The 18696-nt window shown below is 65.7% G+C and carries 21 protein-coding genes; 6 read left to right on the top strand and 15 right to left on the bottom strand.

Annotated features, from left to right (window positions below; translation table 11 throughout):
* Positions 1-66: 66 nt before the first annotated feature.
* Positions 67-1005 carry an NmrA/HSCARG family protein gene (locus tag CCN51_RS35760; protein WP_014178335.1) on the bottom strand — a complete coding sequence of 313 codons (939 nt, stop codon included), beginning with the start codon at positions 1003-1005 and terminating at the stop codon, positions 67-69.
* A gap of 109 nt (positions 1006-1114) precedes the next feature.
* Between CCN51_RS35760 and CCN51_RS35755 the strand changes: the two genes are divergently transcribed.
* The gene (locus CCN51_RS35755) at positions 1115-1717 is read left to right on the top strand and encodes a TetR/AcrR family transcriptional regulator (RefSeq protein WP_014178336.1); all 603 of its coding nucleotides are present in this window, start codon (positions 1115-1117) and stop codon (positions 1715-1717) included.
* A gap of 27 nt (positions 1718-1744) precedes the next feature.
* Here the strand turns inward: CCN51_RS35755 and CCN51_RS35750 are convergent, their stop codons facing one another.
* The 5 genes from CCN51_RS35750 to CCN51_RS35730 form a co-directional block, all read right to left on the bottom strand.
* Positions 1745-2236 carry a hypothetical protein gene (locus CCN51_RS35750; RefSeq protein ID WP_014178337.1) on the bottom strand — a complete coding sequence of 164 codons (492 nt, stop codon included), beginning with the start codon at positions 2234-2236 and terminating at the stop codon, positions 1745-1747.
* 132 nt (positions 2237-2368) lie between these two features.
* Positions 2369-2557, bottom strand: a complete 189-nt coding sequence (locus CCN51_RS35745) for a hypothetical protein (protein ID WP_014178338.1) — start codon at positions 2555-2557, stop codon at positions 2369-2371.
* Between the two features lie 108 nt (positions 2558-2665).
* Positions 2666-3475, bottom strand: a complete 810-nt coding sequence (locus CCN51_RS35740; protein WP_043487346.1) for an inositol monophosphatase family protein — start codon at positions 3473-3475, stop codon at positions 2666-2668.
* 606 nt (positions 3476-4081) lie between these two features.
* Complete coding sequence (locus CCN51_RS35735) at positions 4082-4501, bottom strand: SRPBCC family protein (protein WP_014178340.1); 420 nt, start codon at positions 4499-4501, stop codon at positions 4082-4084.
* Positions 4502-4514: 13 nt separating this feature from the next.
* Positions 4515-4871: a VOC family protein gene (locus CCN51_RS35730; RefSeq protein ID WP_014178341.1), complete on the bottom strand. Its 357-nt coding sequence runs from the start codon at positions 4869-4871 to the stop codon at positions 4515-4517.
* 128 nt (positions 4872-4999) lie between these two features.
* Between CCN51_RS35730 and CCN51_RS35725 the strand changes: the two genes are divergently transcribed.
* Entirely contained in the window at positions 5000-5800 is an 801-nt protein-coding gene (locus tag CCN51_RS35725) for a helix-turn-helix domain-containing protein (RefSeq protein ID WP_043487347.1), read from the top strand.
* Here the strand turns inward: CCN51_RS35725 and CCN51_RS35720 are convergent.
* The 4 genes from CCN51_RS35720 to CCN51_RS35705 all read right to left on the bottom strand — a co-directional run bounded on the left by CCN51_RS35720 (position 5797) and on the right by CCN51_RS35705 (position 10037).
* Positions 5797-5982, bottom strand: coding sequence for a hypothetical protein (locus CCN51_RS35720; RefSeq protein ID WP_014178343.1), 186 nt, complete (start codon positions 5980-5982; stop codon positions 5797-5799). The genes CCN51_RS35725 and CCN51_RS35720 overlap by 4 nt on opposite strands.
* An 83-nt stretch (positions 5983-6065) precedes the next feature.
* Positions 6066-7883, bottom strand: a complete 1818-nt coding sequence (locus CCN51_RS35715) for a DEAD/DEAH box helicase (RefSeq protein WP_014178344.1) — start codon at positions 7881-7883, stop codon at positions 6066-6068.
* On the bottom strand, positions 7884-9299 hold the full coding sequence (locus CCN51_RS35710) for a ParB/RepB/Spo0J family partition protein (RefSeq protein WP_014178345.1): 1416 nt from the start codon (positions 9297-9299) through the stop codon (positions 7884-7886).
* Between the two features lie 60 nt (positions 9300-9359).
* A complete protein-coding gene (locus tag CCN51_RS35705; RefSeq protein WP_014178346.1) occupies positions 9360-10037 on the bottom strand; it encodes a hypothetical protein in 678 nt (225 codons plus the stop codon).
* A 1222-nt stretch (positions 10038-11259) separates the two neighbouring features.
* Between CCN51_RS35705 and CCN51_RS35695 the strand changes: the two genes are divergently transcribed.
* Positions 11260-11490: a hypothetical protein gene (locus tag CCN51_RS35695; protein ID WP_014178348.1), complete on the top strand. Its 231-nt coding sequence runs from the start codon at positions 11260-11262 to the stop codon at positions 11488-11490.
* A gap of 668 nt (positions 11491-12158) precedes the next feature.
* Here the strand turns inward: CCN51_RS35695 and CCN51_RS35690 are convergent.
* Both CCN51_RS35690 and CCN51_RS35685 read right to left on the bottom strand, forming a co-directional pair.
* Positions 12159-12356 carry a DUF397 domain-containing protein gene (locus CCN51_RS35690; protein ID WP_014178349.1) on the bottom strand — a complete coding sequence of 66 codons (198 nt, stop codon included), beginning with the start codon at positions 12354-12356 and terminating at the stop codon, positions 12159-12161.
* Entirely contained in the window at positions 12356-13168 is an 813-nt protein-coding gene (locus CCN51_RS35685) for a helix-turn-helix domain-containing protein (RefSeq protein ID WP_014178350.1), read from the bottom strand. Before CCN51_RS35685 ends, CCN51_RS35690 begins: the two co-directional genes overlap by 1 nt.
* A 232-nt stretch (positions 13169-13400) precedes the next feature.
* On the opposite strand from CCN51_RS35685, the gene CCN51_RS35680 reads away from it, so the two are divergent.
* Positions 13401-14051: an ATP-binding protein gene (locus CCN51_RS35680; RefSeq protein WP_014178351.1), complete on the top strand. Its 651-nt coding sequence runs from the start codon at positions 13401-13403 to the stop codon at positions 14049-14051.
* 28 nt (positions 14052-14079) lie between these two features.
* On the opposite strand, the gene CCN51_RS35675 is transcribed toward CCN51_RS35680, so the two are convergent.
* A complete protein-coding gene (locus CCN51_RS35675; RefSeq protein ID WP_014178352.1) occupies positions 14080-14817 on the bottom strand; it encodes an HNH endonuclease in 738 nt (245 codons plus the stop codon).
* Between the two features lie 154 nt (positions 14818-14971).
* Between CCN51_RS35675 and CCN51_RS35670 the strand changes: the two genes are divergently transcribed.
* Complete coding sequence (locus CCN51_RS35670; protein WP_014178353.1) at positions 14972-16132, top strand: DNA cytosine methyltransferase; 1161 nt, start codon at positions 14972-14974, stop codon at positions 16130-16132.
* On the opposite strand, the gene CCN51_RS35665 is transcribed toward CCN51_RS35670, so the two are convergent.
* Together CCN51_RS35665 and CCN51_RS35660 are read right to left on the bottom strand one after the other, a co-directional pair.
* Entirely contained in the window at positions 16067-16519 is a 453-nt protein-coding gene (locus CCN51_RS35665) for a very short patch repair endonuclease (RefSeq protein WP_014178354.1), read from the bottom strand. The two genes, CCN51_RS35670 and CCN51_RS35665, sit on opposite strands and share 66 nt — an antisense overlap.
* 28 nt (positions 16520-16547) lie before the next feature.
* On the bottom strand, positions 16548-17540 hold the full coding sequence (locus CCN51_RS35660) for a NaeI family type II restriction endonuclease (protein ID WP_014178355.1): 993 nt from the start codon (positions 17538-17540) through the stop codon (positions 16548-16550).
* A 535-nt stretch (positions 17541-18075) separates the two neighbouring features.
* Here CCN51_RS35660 and CCN51_RS54550 point away from each other — a divergent pair.
* Complete coding sequence (locus CCN51_RS54550; RefSeq protein WP_143675987.1) at positions 18076-18513, top strand: hypothetical protein; 438 nt, start codon at positions 18076-18078, stop codon at positions 18511-18513.
* Positions 18514-18696: the final 183 nt, after the last annotated feature.

The raw sequence follows: 18696 nt of genomic DNA, 5'->3' as shown, positions 1-18696 counted from the left end.
GAGACAGGGGCGGCGCGGGGCGGGCCAGGCCTCCGGGGGCTGCCTCCCGGGCTTACTGCCGTGCGTCTACGGGGCTTCCTGTTGGGCCGCCTGCCGGGCCGGGGGCAGCGCGGCCCCGTGCTCCGTGGCCCACTCCGCGAAGCCGGTCACCCGCAGCCCGAGCGCCCGGGCGTACCGCGGCGATGCGGGCTCGTCCACGAGGTTCAGCCACTCGTGCCCGACGGCGAACTCCGGCATCCCGGCGGCCAGCGCCTCCTCCGCTGTCATGTCCGGAGCGGTCAGTTCGGTTCCACTGGCGCGGGAGAGTACGGCGGCGATCTCGGTCATGGTCAGCTCGTCGCCGGAGAGTTCCAGCTCCACGCCGTTGAACCGCTCCGGGTCGGCGAACGCGGCCGCCGCGGCGTTGCCGATGTCCTGGACGGCGATGAGCTGCAACACGGTGTCGGGCTTGATGAGGGACACCAGCCGGCGGCCGTCGGGGCTGAAGATGAAACCGGGTACGAGGAAGTTCTCCATGAAGAAGGTCGGCTTGAGGAGCGTCCAGTACCGGAATCCCGCGTCACGCCCCCGGTCCTGGAGCGCGGCCTTGGTCTCGAAGACGTGCTCCATGGTCTTCCAGCGCTCGTCGCCCCAGCCGGGTGTCTCACGGTGCTGTCCGGCGCCGCAGACCGAGGTGTGGACAAGGTGCTCGACGCCCGCCTCGGCCGCCGCGTCGATCAGGTTGCGCCCGCACACCCACTCCGTGTCGCCCAGTAAGTCGGTCAGGTCCGGCATCTGCACCGAGAAGACGCCGCGCGCGCCGTCCACGGCGCGCCGTACGGCGTCGCGATCGCGCAGATCGCCGACGACGAGTTGCGCCCCGAGCGCCTGTACGGCCCGGGCCGGGGCGCTGTCGGGGTCACGGACGAGCGCGCGTACCGGCACACCTTGCGCGAGCAGGGCCCGAGCGGTGGCGCCGCCCTGTTTTCCGGTGACGCCGGTGACGAGTATGGGTGCAGTGGACATGCTGCGGCCTCCCTAAACGGCGGGGTCCTCCGTTTGTCTGCCGGATACGATACGGAGGGGTCCGCCATTTACGCAAAGGTCAAAGGTCAAAAAGGTCAAAGGTGACGACGTGCACGACGTGTCCCACACGCAAGCCCACACGCAAGCCCACACCCAAGCCCGCCCCCAGCGCGCCGACGCCCGCCGCAACTACGCACGCCTCCTCGCCGCCGCGGAGGCGGAGGTCGCCGTCCACGGCGCGGAGGTCTCCCTGGAACAGGTCGCCCGCACCGCCCAGGTGGGATCGGCGACCCTGCGCCGGCACTTCCCCAACCGGCAAGCCCTGCTGAGCGCGGTCTTCCACCAGCGGATCGAAGCCCTGTGCGCCCTCGCCACGGACCTGGCCACGAAGGACGACCCCCGGACCGCGCTGCTGGAATGGCTGCGCGCCCTCGCCCACTACGTCGCCTCCGCACGCGGCATGGCGGCATCCCTGACCATCGCCGAATCCCCCGACGACGCCGAACACTGCTTCACCTACCTCGCCACCGCCGCCGACCCCCTGGTCCGCCGCGCCGCCGCCGCGGGCGCCGTACGGGCGGACGCGACCGCCGCCGACCTGCTGACCGTGGTCACCGGCATCGCCCTGGCGACGGAGCACCACCCCAGCGGCGCGGCCGAGGTCGACAGGCTGCTGACGCTGGTGACGGAGGGGCTGAGCCCGCGCACGTAGACACCGGGGGAGGGCTGGAACCTCCGGTTAGAACCTCCCCACACCCCAGCTGAGCACGGCGTGATTCCCGCTCCCGCCGGACAGCCTGGTGCCGAAGGCCCCGCCGCCGTCAGTGTTGAAGCTGTTCATCCCGTTGTACGCAACGCCAAAGGTCAGCCGGATCGTGTGACCGTCACGCCAGCTCGCATCGCAGTTGTCGGCCGTGTACTCGACCCTGCCCGCGACCCCCTTGAGCGACCCCTCCCGCGACCGCGCCTCGAACACACCGTCCTGCCCCTTGCTGAGCGTCGCCGGGGGCCGGGCGACGAATTGCCCCGACGTCAGTCCGTAGTCGGTCCGCGTGAGCCGGCACCCCGTCGCATTGTGCATACGAACCTGAAGCCCGCGGCTCGTCTCGTCACCCTCACCATCACCCCGTACCCCGCCAACGCCAACGGCCTGCGCGGAAGCGGACACGGCGAGCACACCGACCACCGCCCCCATCACCACGGCTGCGGCCCAACGCGTCAGTGTCCTCATGGCGGCCTTCTCCTCTCGGCACAGGTGCCACCACGATGCCCACTCCGACCGAACCACCGTCGGACCGACACAGCCGCTTCCCCCACCCGGCGGTCACCCAGCGGCCCGCACCCCGGCGTCGAGGGCCTTCCCTCAATCCACATAACCCTCGTGCTGGATGTACATCTCGACGATGTTCCCCTCGTCATCCCCGGCCCGCCGCTCCTCACCAGCACCCGGTAACAAGCCCTGGCCCGCACCGCGGACCGAGGAGCCGGTGCCCAGCCGTGAGGTGTGGCGCCGCGCGCTCACCCTCAGCGGGGCCATAACCGCGCTGCGCATCCCACAGGCTCACAGGTTCACAGGCCGGCGTGGCTCTGTCCGCGGAAAAGGGCAGCGCTGGTGCTGCGCGGGAGCGCCGACCCGATGACGCCGGCGCGGGGCGGCCTTTCAGGCGTGGTGCCGGCTTCCGGTGCGAATCATCGACATCAGCAGTTGGTGGGTTTCGAGGTCGGCGGCCACGACGAGTCCACGGCCCGCGTGTCCGACCGGGGCGCCGTCGATTCCCGTGACCATGCAGCCGGCGGCCTGGCACAGAGCGATGCCGGCGGTGAAATGTACGCTCCCGGACAGGTCGCCGCCGTCGGTGACGTACGCGGCGCGTTTGCCGGCAGCGACCCAGGCCAACGCGAGCGTCGTGGAGACGACCCGGGGCCGGAACCGTTCCACGAACCCGGGGTGGGCCAGCAGGTCCACGGTCCGGAACGTCGGCCCGCTGGGGAAAGGCGGGTCCAGGTTGACATCCACGAGCTGGGTGGCGGGCGTCGGCGCCAGCTGGGCATCGGCGCCGTCCTGCCGCACCCAGGCGGTCTCACCGTTGGTGAAAAAGACCTCGCCGCTGAACGGGTCGGCCACCGCCGCCGCACCGCCGCGCAACGCCACGTTGACGGCCACCAGCATGTTGCCGACGGCGTAGTTCAGCGTGCCGCACAAGGGGTCCACCAGCCACTGGCGCGCAGCCTCCGCAGCACCCTGCTGCCCGCCCTCTTCGCCGAGCACAGCGTCATCGGGCCGAGCGGCATGGATGACGCTGATGATCGACTTCTCGGCCTCAACATCGGCGGTGGTGGCGAAGTCCCCAGCGCCCTTGTCGATGCGGGTGAGCCGCCGGCCGTACATGGTGCGTACGACCTCCGCACCAGCACGTGCCGCAGCTATCGCAACCCCGGCATCGTCAAGAGCCCCATACGAGTTGGTCACAGTGCGCAGGGTATCGGTGCCAACAGCCCGGATCATCGCCTGCCAGGCCCGTCCCGAACATGCGCGTCGGCGGGACCCCGGTGGGCCGTCGAGTGCTCGGGTCCGGTGCTGTCACTTCTCGCGAACATCGACCACAGCGCGGTGAGGGTGCCTCCCGAAGTGGTGACCAACTGCTGGTGAAACACGTGGACGGAACCACCGGCGCGCAGCCGCGGCGAAGGCGGGCCGCCAGCTCACCGTCGCCGCGCGGCAGCGCCCCGAAACGCGGGCAGCCGGCGCTTGCTCAGGTTCCACAGGGACAGTCCCGGGAGGGGTGGCGAGCCCAGGGAGCCCAGCAGGCCACCGACCGGGCGCAGGACCGGCGGCAGCTTCGTACTGGACGCAGTGGGACGCAGTGGGACGCGGTGGACTTCACGCCACAGCGACGTTATGACCGACAACGCCGCGCCTGCATGGGCTCAACGCCGACCTGATGGGGATCTTCTGCGCCTGCGCTCCTGCCGACCGGGCGGGGCGGGCCGTGCGGCCCGCACCACGGGCGTGGAGTGCCCCGGTGCGGGCTGGTGACGGCGCGCGCGATCGCCGGCACGGCTGGATACGGCGACTTCAGCCCGTCGTTGTTCCCATGCCCCCTTCCAGGGCCTGGCGCATGACCACCGAGCCCTGTTCCACGAACTCCGCGATCGGGGCCGCAAGGGTGTCGGGGAGGACGTCGGTGTGCCAGACAAATCTGGTCCGGCCACCGGCTTCGGCGAGGGCCTGCATCGAGGCGTGGTGATGGGCAGGGTGGAGGCTTCCGCCGACCACGGTGTAGGCGACGCGTCTGGCCTCGTGATCGAGGTCGACGAGTCGCTCGTGGACGATCGTGCCGTCGGAGAAGGTGACCGTACGGGTGTCCGAGCTCAGGTGCGTATCGGTGACGAAGCCGGGCGCGAGGCGTTCATGCACCGCCCCGTAGTCGCTGAGCACGTCCCAGACGGCGTCGGGCGTGGCGTCGACGACGAATTCCTTGTGAATGGAGGCCATGGGTGACTCCTGGTCAGGCTGCGGAGATGCAGAAGGGGTGTCCTTCGGGGTCGGCGAGGACAGTCCACTGGCCATCGCCGGGCTGGAAGTCGGGTTTGCTCGCGCCGAGCGCGACCAGCTCCTTCGCCGTGGCCTCGGGGTCGCTGACCTGGAAGTCGAGGTGGGCATGCGGGGCAGTGTCGGGCCAGGCGGGCCCGCGGTAGTCCGTGACCCGCGAAAAGGTGAGCTGCAACGAGCCGTTGCCCAGGCAGGCGTAGTCGTCGTCGCTGTGGCTGATCTCCCAGCCGGTGAGGTGGTGGTAGAACTCGGCGAGTTCCTTCGGGGCGGAGCAGTCGATGACGATCGCGGTGAGGTCCGCGTGGACGGTCATGCCGATGACTCCTCGGTGTCGTGGCTTACCCGCCCAGCATCGGCGTGCGTCGGGTCGAGGGTCTTGAAGATCCTTGCGGCCTCTCGGTACCCGGATCGGTGTCGTACCCCTGACGTAGGGTCTGCGGCGTGTTGTCAGCCGTAACCCTTGCCGCCCGGCCCGAGTTTGCCGTGGCCACGGTGGTTTGCCGCTCCGACCACACTCGGTGGTCGGCACCGGAGGCCCGCGACGATCACCGCATGGTGCTCGTACGGCGTGGCAGATTCCGGCGGTCGGCCGACGGAACAGATGTCGATCTGGACCCGACGGTCGGATACCTGGGCACCCCGGTCGAGGAGGAGCGCTTCGCGCATCCCGCCGGCGGTGACACCTGCACCTCCCTCACCTTCACACCCCGGCTCTGGGAAGGGCGCGCGGGCGGTAAGAGCGTCTACGTGGACGCGCGTATCGACCTTGCCCACCGACGCCTGCTCGCAGCCGCCGCCGGCGGCGACATCGACTACGCACTGACGGAAGAACTGCTCCGCCTCGTCGCAGCAGCCGCCGGCAAACCAGCCGAGCGGCCGAAACCCGCCGACCGTGCCCTGGTCGCAGCCGCCCGTGAGGCAATCACCGAGGATGCTTCACAGACGGCGGACCTGTGCTCACTGGCCCGACACCTCAAAGTCTCCCCCTACCGGCTGAGCCGCGTCTTCTCCCAAGAGATGGGGGTCTCACTCACCCGCTACCGCAACCGCGTCCGCGTCGGCCAGGCCATGGACCGCCTCACCCAAGGCGAACCCAGCCTCGCCAACCTGGCCACCGACCTCGGCTTCGCCGACCAGGCCCACATGACCCGCACCATCCGCGAACACCTGCACCACACGCCGACCGCGCTCCGCCGACTCCTCGGCTCGGCATCCGCACCGTACGGGGACGAATCCGCTTAGCGCTTGCTCAGGCCCCACATGAGTACGGCCTGAGCCCCGCTCCCGCCGGAGAGCCGGGACTCGAAGGCCCCGCTGCCATCGGCGGCGTACGTGTTCGTCCCCACGGGCGGGACGTTGAAGTTGAGGGTGATGGTGTGCTGGTTGCGCCAGCTCTCGTCACAATTGCTGGAGGTGTACTCCACGAATCCCTCCCCACTGAAAGATGCCTCCTGCGACTGGGCCTTGAACCCGCCGTCCTGCCCCTTGGGGATGGCCGCCGTCGGCGTTACGCCGTCTCTGCCCCTAGGTGCTCCAGGAGAGCCCTCACGTCGGCGGCGTTCATCCCCGCGGCCATTGGCACTTCTTCTTCCGGGTCGCCCAGTTGCTGGACCTCGGGGTCGTCGAGGATGCGCCCCATGAAGTCCAGCTTCTTCGCCAACCGCATGGCGACAATGTCGTCGACGCTCCCCTGGGCTGCGAGGACGGTTATCCGCGTCTTCGTGTCCGGGGCGAGGCCGAGACGGTGGATGCGGTCGAGGCTCTGCAGGTATCGGCCTGCCTGGAAGTCGCGGTCTACATAGACGGCGTCGTGGCACACCTGGTGGAGGCTGATTCCTTCGCCGAGAGTTGCCGGGTTGGAGATCAGGACAGCGCAGTCCCGGTCATCTCGGAACCGGTGCAACTCCGCTGCCCGGTCGGGCGTTCCCCCGTGTACGGCAGCAGGTTGGAACGGTGCCAGCAGTGCTTGGAGCGAGGTGATGCTGCGGACGAAGCTTGTCCACACCAGGGTCTTGCGTCCACGGGCTGCGTTGGCGGAAACGATGGAGAGGGCCTCTTGGTACTTGGGTGACAGCTCGTAGTCGGGAAGCTGTCGGAGCAGCGCCGACAGAGGATGCCCTTCTGGAATTTCTAGTGGCGGGACCCGGAAATGCAGTGGCTCGTGGCGGGTGGAGCCTGCGACAAGCAGCGCTGGGCTGGTGGCTGCCATCAGCAGTCGTAGCGCGGCCTTGCCGAGCGCCTCGAAGTTGGTCTTATCCACCTCTGCCCGCGGTGAGAAACGGCCTTTCAGGGCATCGTAGATCTCACGGTGCAGCGGCGGCATGGGGAGGCGGCGAATCCGCACATCTACTGGCGGGAGGCCCAGTTCCACCTTGGTCGTTCTGGTGTACAAGGGACGCAGCACCTGGCTAGCGTGTGCTAGGTCACCGCCGTCGACGGCCTGGGTGACCACCCGCCGCCCATGCCCTGGCCAGACGAAAGAGAGCAGGTTCTCCAAATCCTTTGGGCCGTTGGGCGCTGGGGTCCCGCTGAGAATCATTCGGACGCGGCTGAGCGGGCCCAGCGCCATGCAGGCAGCGCCGTACACCCCGGCCCCGCCGAGCTTCATGCGGTGCGCCTCGTCGAGGACCAGCATCGTCGGGGCTGCATTCAACCACTGGGATAGCGCGTTGAGAGCACGTTCTAGACGCTCGTAGTTGACGAGAAGGACGTCGGCCGAGGACGGCACCACCTTGTCGAGTATCTCCACGTCCAGTGCGGAGGTGAAGCACTGCCGGGGTTCCTCCTGCCATGCGTCATAGGCGGACTTGGGGCTCACCACAAGCATGCGCGCAACCGTTCCGCGTGTGCGGAGGGCAGAGAAAACGGCAAGGGAGACGCGCGTCTTGCCGGCGCCAGGGACACTGAAGTTGGCCCCGTGCCCGATGGACAGGAGGCGGGCGATGTCGCGCTTCTGGAATGAGGTCAAAAGACCTGTCCAGTCCTCACCCAGCATGGCCGGCAGAGCATCTGGCTCCACGGCGTCCCCGTCGGGTGTACCGCTGAGGAGGCGCTCGGCGGTGTCCGCTGTGTCGAGCATCTCCTCGACCAAGAGGCGGAAGTCGTCCTCCCAGACGACGCCTTCAGGCTGGGGCCAGGATCCCAGAGCGCTGATGCTGGCCAGAAAGCTGTCCAATGGGATGGCAGCTGACAGCTTGTCGGTCATCCGGCCATTGGGGAAGTTCGCAACCATCTGCCCGAGTGCGCTGCGGCACTCGGGCACAGTCCTCAACGCGGCTTGCGTGCGGGTGACGTCGAAGCCGATTGTTAGATTGGGCTCGACCACCTAGTGCGCCTTCCCGAACACTTCGAGGAGCCAGGTCACTCCGTCGCCAGGCTGCTGCACGGTGCGCTTCACCTCGATCGCGAGTTTCTCCAGGTTCTGCCGAAGGTCGGTGATCGCATCGTCGAACGCCTCCTCGTCCAAGCTCCGGGAGGCCCTGGACATTACGAGGTCGGTGACGCACTGCTCGATGTCGCGTCCGGCGTCGGCCAAGCGGGCTGGTGCTGCCTGCTTCCGCTTCTTGATGCGGGCTTGCCGGCCAGCGTCGGAGATGGCCTCGTCCATCGCCTTGTGGAGTTTCTCGATCTCCTTTTGTGCTTCTGCGGTGATCTCTTGAGGGGCTGTGCTGCCTAGCTGACTGACGGCCTTCGCGTGCAGGACGGCGTCCGTCAGGGCCTTGGCCGCGCTAAGCGCGGCGGATGGACCCTTCACCGCCCGTCCCAATCCGGGGATGGTTACACTCTGCGACGCTTCGGGTGCAGTTTCTCTGGTTGGCAGGACCTTGGCGAGATAGCGGTCGCGGAAGTCGTGCTCGATGAATCGGACATCGGTCTTGGCGAACCCCAGAAGCATGGCTGCCAGTCGGTTCTCCAGCAGCAGCTCCGCCTTCTCGGGATTGACGGCATGCTGCTTGATGTACGCGCGGTGCAGTTCGCGGAACTTCTCCGCCTGTTCCTCGAAGGCGACCAGCGAGAGCCGCTCGCCCGCGGCCTCGCTGCGCTGGATCAGGGACTCGATGCGGGCGAGGACCCACTGGTCCTGCCGACAGCGATCCGCGGTTGTACGGAATGTGGCAGCAATGACGGCGAGAGGCGTCCCCTGCTCCACGAGCTCCTGTACAGCGAGCAACCGGTTGATGTACGAGTAGTCCCGCCGGTGCTCCTTCCGCAGCTGCAGAGACAGCTCGATCGCGGCGATGTCCTGCCAGCTGCACGAAGGGGGGAGCACGGCGACACGCATGGTGTGGTTGGGGCCGTACAACTGCATCAGCGCCGCGCGGCGGGTGTTCCCGTTTGCGAGGATGCCTTCGTGGGTGATCAGCCCTGGTTCGGTCTGCCCGTACTCTTTTAGGCTCGCGACTAGCTCATCGAACTCGGGGTCGGTCCGGGCCGGGTTCGCGGGAAGCGCCTGCAGAAGATGGTCCAGATATTCCTGGCTGTCCGCGCTCCAGGGATCGTCCGCAAGCCTCGCGGCCCGTTTCGGTTCATGGCTGGACTGCGCGCGGATACGGTGGGTCGCCGGATTGTAGTAGAGGTTCCCCACTGCCATTTGGATGACTTCCAAGTGCTCAGGGGCCCCGCGCCATTCGACAGTGAACGTCTCGCGGGGACCGTCGCCGGCCGCGATCTCGTCCAGCCGGGACCGGACGAGATCGCGGTTCTCCTCGGCGTCCGGGGGGAGTCCGTAGCCCTTGGCCATGTAATAGCTCCTGCTTTCGTTCGCGTTCGCACCCGGGGGCGCTTCGTGAGTCCGCCGGACTCAGTCGAGTCCCAGCTCCGCACGGAGCTGTGCCCGCGAATCCTCCGGCAGGGAGCGGTAGTCGCTCCAAATCTGCTCCAGGCGGCTGAACTGGCGCCGGTCGGCTGCTATCCAGTCGGACAGTACCTTGCGCTCGATTGGGTTGAGGCTGGCAGCTTCTTTGAGGACCTTGCCAAGGTCTGCGGTCAGAGACGTGCCGCCTACCCTGCACCGCTTGCACTCGGTGACCAGCTCGGTGGCTTTGCTTCCGTCAGGCTTGACCACATCCCTGCGGGCGATATCCAGCTGGGCTGCCTCCTGCGTGTCGGCATAGATGTCACCGGGGGTGATGCCACATGACCGGCACATGTTCCCGTCTCTGGACAGGACTTCACGCCGACGGCCGGCTCCGATCGCCGTCGTGCCGGTCTTACGGGTGGCACGGCCGGGTTCCCAGACGGGGTCGCCAGGCTTCACGAAGCGCTGCTCGTGGGAGTCCAGCCCTGCATCTTCCCTGTTGGTGTGGATCGTCCAGCCGAAGTCCCTGAGATCGCGCATCCGGCGGTCCACCTGGGAGACCCCGGGGAACGCCTCGCGCAACTGTTCCTTGGTGAACGTGTTTCCTTCGCCGATCTCGGAGACGAGCCACAGGGCGACGCGCTTCATGGTTCCGAGGCCGGCATCCTGCCAGGACGGCATGGTGGCTCCATTCGCAGGGGGCCTCCGTTGGGAGGTGGGGGTACCGCTGACTGGGCAGTCGACTGCAGACAGTCATTATTAGCACGGCCGGGTGCGACTATTCCAGAAATTAGGGATCTTTACTTAAGGGTGCCCGCTTGAAGGCTTGTAAAGATACCTTTCCTCCGCTTATGTCGGTGTTTGTGATTGCTGGCTTCTTTACCCGAGATGTAGCGAGGAAATTGCGGCGAACCATGCCCGAGGCGTGCTCCAGCGGGATAGGGTTCTCTCGGTTTTCAGTGTCCGAGGGCAGTATTGGGCGACCGAAGGGGTTCGTTTGGCATGCCGTCGCTTGGGTCCATCAGCAGTACCTGCGTACCGGGGGCCACGGAGGAGGTGCAGGTGTTTGCCTGCGCACTCAAAGGCCTCATCCCCTACGTCGAGCCCGGCGCCACCATGGAGGTGAAGGCCCGGCTGCTGGCGATCTCACCGTCTCTTTTATCCCACTGGCTCTGCGGGCGGCGGCTTCCCGCTCTGGAGGCGCTGAAAGAGCTGTACGACCGAGCCGCTGAAGGGGCGTCTCGCGCGGGGGAACCTCCCTTGACCTGTAGTTTCGCGGAACTTGAGGGGCTGCTGCAGGCTGCTCGGAAGTCGACTTGCCGCCGCTGTCGCGGTGGCTGCGTCTGCAGTGAGGGAAAGGGGGACCGGCGCAACGCTCCAGCGCCGTCGACAGGCTCTAGCTCGACTGCCGAAGCAGGGGACCGGCGCAACGGTTCGCCGACGGGGTGCCGCCAGCGGGATGCCCCTCAGCAGGAGTCAGCTCTTCCTGAGCGTCTAGTGGTACTGCCTCTCGCCGACCAGGCCAATCTCCTGTGGAGTTTGGGGGCGACGCTGCAGGAGGAGGAAATCGGCGCCGCCGCCAGCGCCCTGGCGAGCGCAGGAATGAGGCAGGAGATGGAAATTATTCTCCGCGCCGCGGAATCCGCTGGAAGGGACTCGGTGAAAATTATGATCGCCTTCAGTGATAATCGCTAGGATTTCCCGCGTATTTTGTGCAATAAGCCGGGAAAGTGGATTCTGGAGCACAGGGGTGTGTTTGTTATGCCTTATTCCGCACTCGATGACTGCTGCCGGGCGCCTCCTGCGCGGCAGCAGGGGAGGTCCGGTCAAAGAGGTCGGCAAACCGCGGCCGGCCCTCCCCTGCGGGAACGTCCTGTCAGGTCGACTAACAAGGAGATCCATCTTGGATAGTAAGGCTGTCCTGGCATACTTTGCCAGGAAGATCCGGGCTGCCCGGTTGCGTCGTCGCGGCGCCGTGGGCAAGGTCAAGCCGATCTCCCCCTCCGGGGCAAAGATACGTCGCCGCTTCCATTTCCTTCGTTGGGCCCTGATTGTCCAGGTGCTCAAGGGGGCCGCCTTTGCCGGCGGCGGAATCGTTGTCCAGGTGCTGCTTGCGCGGTACTTCGGCGCTTGACGACGGCCTGGTGCCTCCGGCGTCCGCCGGAGGCACCAGGCCGTCAAGCACCTAGCAGCCAAGTGCCAGAGGTGTGGCGGATGCCCCCGTACAGGCGGCGGTCGCCAATGCGGGCTTCCGTCAACAGCATCCTTGAGCTCCAGCCGGCGCGTGGGCCGAGCGGTCGGCAGTCCGGCCGGGTGAACACCATGTCGTCCTCCTCCTGTGCGTCGCCTGCGGCGGCTCGCGAAGGAGACGCTGCCGACCTGGAGGCGATGCTGCACTGTCTGGTAAAGGGCAAGCGCCTCAAGGCCGGCGGGCGGCGTGGTTGGGGAATGCCTGTCGGCCGCTGGAGGAGCTGGCTGAGGCCGCCGCGGGTTGGCTGGCTTTGCTGATCGAGCCGGAGTGGGGCAAGCGCGCTACGGACGCCGATCGAGATCGGCAGACTGCCGGGCGGGAAAGCGGCCGTGACCGAGCGGGCCGAGCAGTCGGCGGACCACAGTTGCTGGAGGTGTACTCCACGCCGCTGAACGACGCTTCCCGGGAGTGTGCCTTGAACCTGCCGTCCTGCCCCTTCGGGATCACCGCCGAGGGCCTCGTGACGAATTCGCCCCACGTGTTGCGGCCTCCTCCAGGGTGATACAGGTGGCGGCCAGAATGCTCACGCCCGCTCGGACCCCAGCGGAACGTCAGGGCTGCCTGCGCCGCACAACCGCGACGAAGTCCCCCCATGCGCGGGCCGAGAACATGAGCACGGCCCGGTCCGGGTCCTTCGAGTCCCGTACGGAAGCCCCTCCACTCGCCAGACTGGCCATCTCGACGCAGTTGCCCCCGCTTCCATTGCTGTAGCTGCTCTTCCGCCACTGGAGAGGCGATATATCGGTCATCAACAGAGTCCTTGTGCCGCTTGTCTGATCAGGTCACTCGACCGCTGAGGACTCAAGGACAGAGCGCGTAGATTGTCAAACGCCTTGCCGTAGAGGGCGATCTCTTCCGGACTCTCCAGATACACCGCGTCTGTCAGGCCGTCGCGATACACCATGTCGGGATCCTCCTGATCCGGAAACCCCAAGATCGTGAATGCGGCAACAGCGGGGTAGCTGCCGGCGTCGAACGGCAGTACCTGGAGTGTGACGTTCTTCAACTGCGCCACGTCCAGCATGCGCTCGAACTGCGCGCGCATGATCTTGGCGCTGCCGATGGCGTGCCGCAACACGCTCTCGTGCACGATCGCCCACAGTTCGAGAGGCGCAGCGCTCGTCAGCAGAGCCTGCCGCTCCATCCGTACGGTGATCATGCGCTCAACATCATCAGAGTCCTGGCCTGGCGTGGCGAGGTGGAGTTCCCGTGCGTAGTCGGCCGTCTGAAGCAGGCCAGGCACGAACTCGCACTCGTACGTCCGCAGCCCGGAGGCAGCCTGCTCCAGCCCGACGTAGACCGAAAACCATGAGGGTACGGCGTTCCCGTACGCGTGCCACCACCCCCGCGTCTTGGACTGTTTGGCGAGCTCTTTGAGGAGTTCGCGTAGCTCGTCGGATGTTCCGTAGAAACGGCAGAGGGCATCGATGTCCGATGGCTGAACACGGCCCTGGCCGGTCTCCAGGCGGTTGACCTTGGACCCACTCCAGTCCAGTTCCTTGCCCACCTGGTTGCAGGTGAGCTGGTGTTCCTCACGCAGCTTCTTCAGCTCGATGGCCAAGCGGCGACGTCGGGCAGTAGGTGATCCGGGCACATGAACTCCTCGTGTATCAACGAACGTTCAGTCTTGTCGGGCGAGTAGGACCCGTCAGTCACCCATTCGAGCGAATCCCTTCGTGCACATTGCACGGCGAGATGCGCGGTGCCATGCTCTCACACGGAGTAATCATTCGGCCACCAAGCGATTGCTGCAGGTGACCGCTGCAAGGCAACGCAACCGCGAGGGGTTGAGAATGGCCATCGAGCACTGCATGCCGAGGAAGGCGTGGCACCTTCCCTTCCTGGCGGAACCTGGTGAAGTCCCCGCTCTCCGCCGCAGCATGCGCACGCACCTGACGCGCTGGGGCCTGCCCAATGTCATCGATGCTGCGCTGATCTGTGTCAGCGAGCTTGTCACGAACGTCATCGTCCACGTCGGCGCCGGCACACCCACGACGATGGCCGTCTCCATGAACGGCACCTACCTGCGCATCGAGATCCATGACCCGGACCGCAGCGCCTTGCCCACACTCCTGGGCGCGACGACCACGTCCGAGTCCGGTCGAGGGCTGGCCTTGGTAGTGGCGGTGACGGACCGATGGGGCGTGATGCCGACCGATGCCGGCAAGACGACCTGGTGCGAGATCGCCACGGAACTGCGCGAGGCCGATGCCCACCTGGGGGGACCCGAAGTTGACCGTGCCGAGGTTCTACTAGCCCTCTACGGCGGGTCGGTGGCGTGGAGGAACCCTTCGGCGCAACTGGGGCTTGCTCTCGGCCAAGAAGCGGCCATCGCAATGATCGCTGACCTACTCCACTGGTTTCGTGCGCACGGGCAGGATCCCGACGACATCTTGGACCGTGCTCAGATGCACTTCGAGGCCGTACCTAAGTCCTTGCGATGACCTCATTCGCCCCAGCATGGACGCGAGGCTACTTAGCGGTTCTTTCCATCTCCGCCCTGAGGGCGGCTGGCGTGCGCCATGATTCGCCGAGATGGCCTCTGTGGCACATGCGATGGCAGTTGGAGCACAGCAAGGCGAGGTCGTCGAGTTGGGTCTCTCGCGGCCCGGATATGTGGAGGGGCAGCACGTGGTGCACTTCGATGTAGCCCTCGCCGAGTCGTCCGTAGAAGCGGCCAAAATGGAACCTGCAGACTTCGCACTGCAGCGGCTGGCCAAGGCGTCGAACTCTCTCGATCTTGCGTCGGCGGAGTCTGGGGTCCCGCTCTCGGGAGATCGTCCAGCGTGCGAGGAGCCGGCCTTCCGGGGATGTGGCGCCGTCCTCAGCCACCTCGTCCGGCTGCTCGGGTATTCGAGTCAGCTCCCCGGAGCTGATGCCCTCCATGATCGCCTTTGCTGCATTGACCATCTCGGCTGGGCGGGCGATGAAATCGCTGATCACCTCTTTGTCCAGCCGTCCACATCGGGTGGGCTTCCCTGTGTAGGAGGGGTGGTTTGTGGCCAGGTCGGTCGTCTTGCGGCTGACGCTGCCGGTGGATCGGAAGCTTGGCACGTCGTGGACAGCGTCGCCGTGCAGAGGGAGCGAGCGGAGAAGCGTAGAGAGGCTGTGCGTGCGCGCATCGTTTTCGCGCAGCTCACGCCAGCCGTTCTCCACCACGAGTGCACAGGCGAGCAACAGTTCGTCCCGGGTCCACGAGGGGCTTCGCATGGGCAATATCGTATGAGTGTTCGCTGTGGCTTGCGGAGGTGCAGGGGGCACAGTGGCGGGTGCTGCACACTTGGGAGCGCGTTGTCAGTGGGGTCTGTCACCCTCTGTGAGAGGCAGATTGCAAAGAGTGTCTGCTGTATTGGAAGGAGGGTGCATGGCTCGCACTGAGTCCAGGTTCACCTCGGTAGAGATCTGTGCCGGTGCTGGAGGCCAGGCGGTTGGTCTGCATGAGGCGGGGTTCCGGCACTTGGCCCTTATTGAGATCGATGACAACGCCTGTGAAACGCTCGAATTGAACGTGACAGGCAACCCGGAGTGGGGTGACTGCAAGGTCCTCAAAAGGGACCTCACAAAGTTCGACGTGGGGGAACTGAGCTTGAATCCCGGCGAGCTGGACCTGCTCGCAGGAGGGGTGCCTTGCCCGCCGTTCTCAGCTGCTGGTAAGCAGCTCGGCGAGGATGACGAGCGCGACCTGTTCCCCACCATGCTCAGCATGGTGGAGACTCTGCTCCCCAAGGCTGTGATGATCGAGAACGTTCGAGGGCTGCTAGAGCCGCCTGAAAAGTTCCGCCGCTATCGCGAGGAAGAGATCGCGCGTCGCCTGCATGATGCGGGTTACGTGATGTGTTACTGGAAGGTCTTGGAAGCGTGCGACTACGGAGTGCCGCAGCTGCGTCCCCGCGCCATCCTCGTGGCAATGCGTGAGGAATACGCGCAACACTTCCAGTGGACGGATCCGGAAGAGGGTGCCCTCGTAACGGTGGCGCAGGCGTTGGCCCCCTCTATGCGTAAAAGATTCGAAGACAGTGGCGACCCACGCTGGGAGATCTTCTACGAGCGTTGGCTCAAGGAAGCCGAGAAGGGAACCGTTGCACCGACTCTCGTCGGTGGCTCCAAAAAGCACGGTGGCGCTGATCTTGGGCCTAGCCGTGCGAAGGAAGCTTGGCGCAAGCTCGGAGTGTGCGGCATGGGCGTTGCGAACGATCCCGAAGATCTCAAGGACCCCGAGCGTGATCTTTTCGGTGCGCGCGGCCCGAAGCTCACCGTGCGCCAGGCAGCGACCATCCAAGGTTTCCCGGAGAGTTGGAAGTTCGCGGGGCGTAAGACGGCTGCATACCGCCAGGTTGGCAATGCCTTCCCGCCGCCGGTTGCTCAAGCAGTTGGCCAGCAGATCATTGATGCGCTCGAAAAGGGGACGAAGGCCCTCGCTGCCTCTCAGGCCGACGCGCTGTTCGAGATCCCGGCCCCCTCAGCTCCCCTTGGGCCGGAGTCTGGTGACCGTGGCGCCGATCGCGAGTGCGCAGCTGTTAGCTGACTCGTGCTCCCAGAAACGGAGCACGGTCCAGCCAGCCTCTGTGAGGCGCTGATCAGTGTCCCGATCACGTGCGATGTTCTTGGCGACTTTGCCGGACCAGTAGCCGGGATTGGTCTTCGGCGGCACATAGTGCTCGGGGCAGCCGTGCCAGTAGCAGCCATCGATGAACACTGCGACCTTCGCCGGGCGGAAGACCATGTCAGCCGTCCGGCGAAGGTCGGGCAAGGGCTTTGCGGACACGCGGTAGCGCAGCCCCTGGGCATGCACCAGGCGCCGGATGAGCCATTCCGGTTTGGTGTCGCGGCTCCGGATAGCCTGCATGTTCCGGCGCCGGGATTCTGACGATGCCCACGACCCGTCCGGCGGAATCCAAGACGTCTCTGTCATCTGCGTATGCCTCCGATGCCGACTTTACTCAGTCCTGCGCCTTCCTTGTCTCGGGGAGCAGGGGCGCCTCCTCGGCTGGATCGTTGCCGTCAGCAACCACCCAGTAGTCGCCATCCAAGAATGCGCGGGTGCGGCCCTCATGGTGGGGCTGTGCCTTCGTGACCCGTGCGCTGACGAACTCTCCCTCCCGTGGAATCGGGATGTCGAGTGCACGCGCCGCAGCTTGGTGGTTGGGATAGTCGCCAAAGATCACGATGCCTTCAGAGCGGAGTGCAGTACGGGCTCCACCGTTGTAGCGCACCCGCTTCATGTAGTCCTTCTGCTGAGCCAGCGTGCGTACCACAGTCCGGCTGATACGCCGTTGCTGCGCTAGCCGGAAGAGCTCGGAAACCCGCGCTTGGCCGGGACCCCTGCGAGAGTTGGTGCCAGCGCTAAGAATAGCTTGCCGGGTCACCTCGTCGATGTGGAGTAGCAAATTCTCTTGGAGTGGCTGCTTGTCCCATAGCCAGGTGACCAGAGAGTGGTGCTGCTTTGTCAGGTGGAACTTTCCATCGCGGTTTCCCTTTTTAGTGATTGCGCCATTGGTCGTGAGCTTTTCCCGGTCGGCGCGGAGGAGTCCCGCACTCCACTGACTCTGCTGGTCGTCAGCCCATACAACGAGACAGATTTCACCGAGGGCTTCGGGCGGGATCATCCATCCGTACAGCCTCTGCGAGAACTTGCAGTCGACCTCGATCCCCTCGATGAGATAGTCCATGTCCTGGCCGCCGCTGAACCCGAACTCACGTTGCAGGTTGATCTCCACGAGTGTGCCGGCGTGTGTCTTCTCCGTCTTATGCAGATCACGCCAGTCGAAGCGGCCTGTGTGTTCGCCGTCGAGGAGTTGGTCGATGGTGTCCCGCAGTACTTTCGCGAACCTCTGACCGTCGGGATCGAGTGTCAGCAGCTTCTGTCGGACAAGCATCAACTCAGGGTCGTCGCAGACGCCCTGATGAGGACCGGGCAGGTCAAAGAGCTGCAAGTCTCGTCTCCTTCTGCATCGCGACACAGCGCCGTAGCCAGGCACCGCTCCTGTGTTTACCAGAAAGACATGTTTGGCTACTTGCCGTGACCTCGCTAGTTGGCTGAAAACAGCTGACAAGGTGCCCTGCGGGGCAACTAGCGTTCTATGGCCATGAGTTGCCTGTCCACATGAGAGCTGCACTGTGACCGAGACGTCATCCGGCGACATTCCGCGGCAGTTCTGTGCATCTCCGTAAACACAGGCAATCTATGCAAATTGGAAACGTGATCCTCGTCGTGCAGATGTTGTGCCAGCCGTTGAGGCGCACAGGGTCCAGCTGGTGTATCAACTGACTGCTGCCGACGTCGAGGCTGTTTGCAGCCCCACGGAGCATGCCCTGGGGCAGGTCAGGCGTGAAGACGGTGAAAGGGTTGCGGCCATCGTGGACTGGCGCTCTGGCTTCGCTTTCATGCATGCGCTCCATGTGCGCATGGGGCAAATAGGTAAATTGCCCTCATATTGAGACTTCCGTGACTATGCATGCGGAGATCAGTTGGGGCTGCGCATGCTGGGAGAACCTGCCAAGGCCAAGATGCGGGAGGTCGTGAACTCGGGGACGCCCGAGAGACTGGTGCGGGATGCAGTGCGCTGGAGGGTAGGCAACGCCTATTACAGTTTCTTGAGAGAGATCTACACGGTCGTGCGTCTAAGAGCCATGGGCATCGATCTGCGCGTGCAACCCTTGGCTGACGCACTCTTCCGCGTGGATGCATGGGTTGGCCGCAAGGTGGTCAGTTTGCGCGTGGGGAATAAGAAGTTCCGGCAAGGAGAGAGCGCGGGACGAAAGACACGTCCGGAGCAGCTACTCGCCGATGTACTTCCGCGCTTTGAGTTCAGCGCGATCGAACTCTCCCCAGCCACGAAGGTTGGGAGAGTGCATCTGCCATCCGCGGAACACATCCATCAAGCTGCCGCGGGGCTCTCTGACTGACGAACAGCTCGGAACGGAACCGGCCTCCATGGCTCACCTGCGGGGTTCGTGCTTTGTGCCTTCTATACCCCGCCCTTACGTTCCCCAGGGAGTGCAGATGGACGGCGGGAACGTCACCGCTGGCCCTGCGGGTACGGCGGCTGGTGCGCCGGGGGCCACGCGGGGTAGCCGTGGGGGCCGGGC

This window comes from Streptomyces milbemycinicus (assembly GCF_002154605.1).
Taxonomy (GTDB): domain Bacteria; phylum Actinomycetota; class Actinomycetes; order Streptomycetales; family Streptomycetaceae; genus Streptomyces; species Streptomyces milbemycinicus.
This window is presented reverse-complemented; position numbering and strand designations above follow the sequence as displayed.